General features: G+C 69.2%; 5 protein-coding genes. 3 read left to right on the forward strand and 2 right to left on the reverse strand.

Annotated features, from left to right (window positions below; genetic code table 11):
• Together trxA and NON22_RS18815 are read right to left on the reverse strand one after the other, a co-directional pair.
• A partial coding sequence (gene trxA, locus NON22_RS18810; RefSeq protein ID WP_257388493.1) for a thioredoxin occupies nt 1–655 on the reverse strand: 655 nt, incomplete at its 3' end.
• Between the two features lie 165 nt (nt 656–820).
• On the reverse strand, nt 821–2125 hold the full coding sequence (locus tag NON22_RS18815; RefSeq protein WP_257388494.1) for a metal-dependent hydrolase family protein: 1305 nt from the start codon (nt 2123–2125) through the stop codon (nt 821–823).
• A gap of 176 nt (nt 2126–2301) precedes the next feature.
• Between NON22_RS18815 and leuS the strand changes: the two genes are divergently transcribed.
• The 3 genes from leuS to holA form a co-directional block, all read left to right on the forward strand.
• Nucleotides 2302–5034, forward strand: a complete 2733-nt coding sequence (leuS, locus tag NON22_RS18820) for a leucine--tRNA ligase (protein ID WP_257388495.1) — start codon at nt 2302–2304, stop codon at nt 5032–5034.
• A 28-nt stretch (nt 5035–5062) separates the two neighbouring features.
• Complete coding sequence (locus NON22_RS18825; protein WP_257388496.1) at nt 5063–5536, forward strand: LPS-assembly lipoprotein LptE; 474 nt, start codon at nt 5063–5065, stop codon at nt 5534–5536.
• 8 nt (nt 5537–5544) lie between these two features.
• On the forward strand, nt 5545–6269 hold a 725-nt coding region (gene holA, locus NON22_RS18830), incomplete at its 3' end, for a DNA polymerase III subunit delta (protein ID WP_257388497.1).

A 6269-nucleotide genomic window follows, 5' to 3' on the forward strand; every position in this document is an offset into this window, starting at 1 on the left:
GGTCGGCCGGATCGCGCTCGACGCGCGCGCGCAGCTCGGCCAGCGGCGGCGCGCCGTCGAGCGCGCGCGCGAAATCGAGCTGGCCGCGCAGGCGCACGGCCTTCGTGTCGGTCGCGAACTTGGCCGGCAGCGCATCGAGCTCGGCTTCGGCCGCCGCCGCGTTGCCCGACTGCATCAGCGCGAGCGCGAGATCGAGCTTGAGCTCGGGCTTGTCCGGGCTGTCGGCGATTTCCTGCTGCAGGCGGTTGATCGCCTCGAACGGCGTCTCGTCGGCGTAGGGATCGATTTGCTCGACCGCTTCGGCCGCGCCCGGCACTATGCCGTGCTTGGTCAGGAACTCGCGGACGGCCGATTCGGGCAGCGCGCCCATGAAGCCGTCGATCATCTGGCCTTCCTTGACCAGCACGACGGTCGGCAGCGAGCGGATGCCGAAGATCGAGGCCAGCTGCATCTGCGCCTCGGTATCGACCTTGGCCAGACGGAACGCGCCGGCGTAGTCGGCGGCCAGCTTCTCGAGGATGGGCCCGAGCTGGCGGCACGGCGCGCACCAGTCCGCCCAGAAATCGATCAGCACGGGCGTCTGCAGCGAGGCGCGGATGACCTCGGCCTCGAAATTGCTCTGGGTGGCGTCGAAGACGTGGGCGGACTCGGCCATGAGGGGCTCCTTGAAAGATCGTCGCGATGTAGGTCCGCGAGCGTACGCGATCAAGGGCGGGAATCGGGAATCGTCAAAGCGCAGCGAGGCGCTGTCGCGGCGACGCTCGGCTCGTCGATTCCCGATTCTCCATTCCGATTCCCGGGCCCCGTGAGGCCGCAGGCCTCACGGGGCCTTGAACACGACGCCGTCCTTCATCACGAAACTGACCTGCTTCATGACGCCGATGTTCTCCAGCGGATCGCCGGGCACGGCGACGACGTCGGCGTATTTGCCGGCGGCAAGGCTGCCGAGGTCGTTGCTCATGCCGAGCAGCTCGGCCGCGTGCGTGGTCGCCGCCTGCAGCGCGAACATCGGCGGCATGCCGGCTTCGACCATGAGCTCGAACTCGCGCGCGTTCTGGCCGTGCGGGAACACGCCGGCATCGGTGCCGAACGCGATCTTGATGCCGGCCTTGTAGGCCGCGCCGGCCGTACCTTTGATCTTGGGACCGATGGCCAGCGCCTTCGGCCGCACGATCTCGGGGTAGTAGCCCGGCTCGGCCGCCTTCTCGGTCACGAACGCGCCGGCGATGATCGTCGGCACGTACCAGGTGCCGTGCTTCTTCATCAGCGGAAACAGATCGGCGTCCATCTGCGTGCCGTGCTCGATCGAGGTCACGCCGCCTTCGATCGCGCGGCGCATGCCTTCCTTGCCGTGGGCATGGGCGGCGACCGTGTAGCCGTAGTCCCTGGCGGTATCGACGATGGCCTTGATCTCGTCCACCGTGAACTGCGGGTTGTCGCTGCTCTTGGCGTAGGACAGCACGCCGCCGGTCGCGGTGATCTTGATCACGTCGGCGCCGTCCTTGTAGTGCTGGCGCACGGCTTTGCGCGCATCGTCGACGTTGTTGACGACGCCATCCTCGGGACCTGGATCGGGCAGCAGGCCGCGGCGCGTGCCGTTGGTCGGGTCCGCATGGCCACCGGTGCTCGCGATGGACTTGCCGGCCGTGAAGATGCGCGGGCCCTTGAGCATGCCCTGGTTGACCGCGTTGCGCAGCGAGATCGATACGCCAGCGCCGCGCTCGCCGAGGTCGCGCACGGTCGTGAAGCCGGCCATCAATGTGCGTTCGGCGAACACGGCGCCCTTGAACGCGATGTCCGCGTCGTTGAGGCGGAAGCCTTCGGAATAGGAGTCGCGGCTGGTCTCGGAAGTCAGATGTGTGTGCATGTCCATGAGGCCGGGCAGGCACGTGCTGCCGGCCGGCAGCGCGATCACGCGCGCGCCGTCGGGCGTGACCGTGCCGGCTTTGATCTCGCGGATGCGGTTGCCGTCGACGACGACCGTGGTCGCGCCGAGGCGCTTGCCGGCGGCCGTGTCGATCAGCGCGGGGCAGTGCAGGGCGGTGATGCCCTCGGCCGCGTCGGCGACGGCGGGCAGGGCGGCGATCAGGGCCAGACTCAGAAGGCGCAACGGTGACGCAGGCATGGCGGATTTCCCCGGCGGTGGACACGAAGCGCCGATTCTTGGCCGGCCGCCGCCGCCGGTCCCGTGTCGTTCGGCAGGGGGGCCAGGCTTGGCGGGGTTGCTGCGCTGCGGTAGTCTGCGGCGACTTTTTCCTGCCCGCTGCGCGGTTCCTGCCGCGCGGCCCGTCACGGCCTCCCATGCACGAAACCTACGAACCCGCTGCGGTAGAAGCCGCGGCGCAGAAATTCTGGACCGAAACGCGCGCCTTCGAGGTCAAGGAAGACGCCGGCAAGCCCAAGTACTACTGCCTGTCCATGCTGCCGTACCCGTCGGGCGCGCTGCACATGGGCCACGTGCGCAACTACACGATCGGCGACGTGATCAGCCGCTATCAGCGCATGCAGGGCAGGAACGTGCTGCAGCCGATGGGCTGGGACGCCTTCGGCCTGCCGGCCGAGAATGCCGCGATCAAGAACAATACGGCGCCGGCCAAGTGGACCTACGCCAACATCGAGCACATGAAGGCGCAGCTCAACCGCATGGGCTTCGCCTACGACTGGTCGCGCGAAGTGACGACCTGCCGGCCCGAGTACTACCGCTGGGAACAGCAGATGTTCACGCGGCTGTTCCGCCAGGGGCTGGTCTACCGCAAGATGAGCGTCGTCAACTGGGACCCGGTCGACCAGACCGTGCTCGCGAACGAGCAGGTCATCGACGGCCGCGGCTGGCGTTCGGGCGCCGTCGTCGAGAAGCGCGAGATCCCGCAGTGGTTCCTCAAGATCACGGCCTATGCCGAGGAACTGCTGACCGAACTCGACACGCTGCCGGGCTGGCCCGACGCGGTCAAGACCATGCAGCGCAACTGGATCGGCCGTTCCGAAGGCCTGCAGATCCCGTTCGGCATCGAAGGCAGCGACGAGAAGCTCGAGGTGTTCACGACGCGTCCGGACACCCTGTTCGGCGTGACCTTCGTCTCGGTCGCGGCCGAGCACCCGCTCGCGCTGGCCGCCGCGAAGGACAACCGGGACCTGGCCGCGTTCATCGACGAATGCCGCCACGGCGGCACGGCCGAGGCCGACCTGGAGACGCAGGAAAAGAAGGGCGTCTTCACCGGCGTCTACGCCTTGCATCCGATCACCGGCGAGCGCGTGCCGGTCTGGGCCGCGAACTTCGTGCTCATGGGCTACGGCACCGGCGCGGTCATGGCCGTGCCGGGCCATGACGAACGCGACTGGGAATTCGCCCAGGCCTATCACCTGCCGGTCAAGCTCGTCATCGTCAACGAGGACGTGCGCGACGCGATCGAGGAACTGCAGCGCGACGTCGCCGCCGGCGGCGACGCGATGAATACGGCCCTCGGCGGCGGCGCGCCGCGCGACGTCTACGAACCGACGGCGGCCGTGCAGATCATCGAGGAGTTCCAGCAGCGCGTGCTGGCCGACGGCGCCTACACCGAGCGCGGCTACCTCGTGAACTCGGGCGACTACGACGGCATGGACTATGCGCAGGCATTCGCCGCGCTGGCCGAGCGCTTCGGCGCAGGAGCACGCCGCGTCAACTACCGCCTGCGCGACTGGGGCGTCAGCCGCCAGCGCTACTGGGGCTGCCCGATCCCGATCGTCTACTGCAGGACTTGCGACGCCGTGCCGGTGCCCGACGAGCAGCTGCCGGTGACCCTGCCCGAGGACGTCGCCTTCAGCGGCGTGCAGTCGCCGATCAAGGCCGATCCCGAATGGCGCAGGACGACCTGCCCACAGTGCGGCGGTCCGGCCGAGCGCGAGACCGACACCTTCGACACCTTCATGGAGTCGAGCTGGTACTACGCGCGCTACACCTCGCCGGGCGCGCAGGCCCAGGTCGACGAACGCGCGAACTACTGGCTGCCGGTCGACCAGTACATCGGCGGCATCGAGCACGCGATCTTGCACCTGCTGTATTTCCGCTTCTATCACAAGCTCATGCGCGACGCGGGCCTGGTGGCCTGCGACGAGCCGGCGACCAACCTGCTGTGCCAGGGCATGGTCGTGGCCGAGACGTTCTACCGGCAGGAAGCCGACGGCTCGAGGACCTGGTTCAACCCGGGCGACGTGCAGATCCAGCGCGACGACCGCGCGCGCATCATCGGCGCGCTGGCCGGCGACGGCGAACCGGTCGCGATCGGCGGCATCGAGAAGATGTCGAAGTCCAAGAACAACGGCGTCGACCCGCAGACCATGGTCGACGGCTACGGCGCCGATACGGTGCGCCTGTTCTCGATGTTCGCTTCGCCGCCGGACATGTCGCTGGAATGGAACGAATCGGGCGTCGACGGCATGGCGCGCTTCCTGCGCCGGGTCTGGGCCCAGGTGCACAGGCACGTCAACGCCGCGCCCGTGGCCGAATCGCAGGCCGGCGCCGCCGCGCTGCGCCGCGGCGAGATCGCGCTGAACGCCGAGCAGAAGGCGCTGCGCCGCAAGCTGCACGAGACCATCGCCAAGGTCTCCGACGACATCGGCCGCCGCCACGCGTTCAACACCGCGATCGCCGCGGTCATGGAACTGCTCAACGCGCTGGCCCGATTCGAGGACGCGACGCCGGCGGCGGCGGCCGTGCGTCAGGAAGCCTGGGAAGCCGTCACCTTGCTGCTGAATCCGATCACGCCGCACGTCTGCCATGCGCTGTGGCAGGCGCTCGGCCACGGCGAAAGCCTGATCGAGGACCAGCCCTGGCCGCAGGCCGATGCCGAGGCACTGAAGAAGGACGCGCTCGTGCTGGCCGTGCAGGTCAACGGCAAGCTGCGCGGCCAGATCGAGGTCGCGGTAGCGGCGGACAAGGCCGAATGCGAGCGGCTGGCCCTGGCCGATCCGGTCGTGGCACGCTTCCTCGACGGACAGACGGTGAAGAAGGTCATCGTCGTGCCCGGCAAGATCGTCAACATCGTGGCGGGCTGATATGCGGACTCTGTGGCGGGCAATCCTCGTGACGACGGCGCTGGCGCTGGCCGGTTGTGGTTTCCATCTGCGCGAGCAGGCGCGACTGCCGGCGAGCCTGCAGCGCCTGCACCTGGACATCGCCGATCCGGGCAGCCTGCTGCACCGCGACCTGCCCGACGCGCTGGAGCGCGCCGGCGCCAAAGTCGAGGACAACGCCGGCAGCGGCATAGCGACGTTGCGCATCCCGGTCAGCTCGCTCGCGCCCGAGGCCCTGTCGGTCGGCGCCAGCGCGCGCGTGCGCGAGTACACCATGCGCTACAAGGTCGAGATCGAGGCCGTCGACGCCGACGGCAAGACCGTGCTGCCGCGCCAGCTCATCGAGCTCAGCCGCGACTACACGTTCGACGAGACCCAGGCGCTCGGCGTCGCCGCGCAGGAAGACGAACTGCGCAAGCAGCTGCAGCGCGACATGGTGCAGGCCATCCTGCGCCGCCTCGCCGCACTGGGGCGGACCGACTAGGTTTCGCCATGAGCCTGAGCCTGTCGCAATTGCGCCAGCAGCTCGCCGGCGACGCGCTCAAGCCGGTCTACTTCCTGGCCGGCGAGGAGCATCTGCTGCTGATCGAGGCCAGCGACGCGCTGCGCGCACGGGCGCGCGAGCTCGGCTATCTCGAACGCGAGATCCTCGACGCCGAGAGCGGCTTCGACTGGGACGATCTCGCGCGCGCGGCCAGCGGCATGTCGCTGTTCGCCTCGCGCAAGCTCATCGACCTGCGCGTGCCGACCGGCAAGCCGAACAAGGACGGCGCCGCGGCGATCATCGAATACTGCGAGCGGCCGCCGCCGGACACCGTGCTGCTGATCACCGCGACGCAGTGGAGCAAGCAGCATCATGCGGCCTGGGTCGATGCGGTCGAGGCGGCCGGCGCGTTCGTGCCGATCGCGCCGCTGCGTCCCGACGACCTGCCGGCCTGGATAGGCCAGCGCATGGCCGCGCGCGGCATCAAGGCGAGCCGCGACGCGATCGACGTGCTGGCCGAGCGCAGCGAGGGTAATCTGCTCGCCGCGGCACAGGAGATCGACAAGCTCGCGCTGCTGGCCGGCGACCGCGTGCTCGACGCGGCGACGCTCGAGGACCTCGTCGCCGACAGCGCGCGCTACGACGCGTTCAAGCTGACCGACGCGGCGCTGGCCGGCGACGCCGCGCGCGCGCTGCGCATCGCCGCGGGCCTGCGCGCCGAAGGCGAGCAGGT

The sequence above is a fragment of the Tahibacter caeni genome, assembly GCF_024609805.1.
GTDB classification, from domain to species: Bacteria; Pseudomonadota; Gammaproteobacteria; order Xanthomonadales; family Rhodanobacteraceae; genus Tahibacter; species Tahibacter caeni.

What these genes read in the sequence shown, in the direction of transcription:
- leuS (WP_257388495.1), top strand. Translation starts at nt 2,302, where the DNA reads ATGCACGAAACCTACGAACCCGCTGCGGTAGAAGCCGCGGCGCAGAAA.
- NON22_RS18815 (WP_257388494.1), bottom strand. Translation starts at nt 2,125, where the DNA reads ATGCCTGCGTCACCGTTGCGCCTTCTGAGTCTGGCCCTGATCGCCGCC.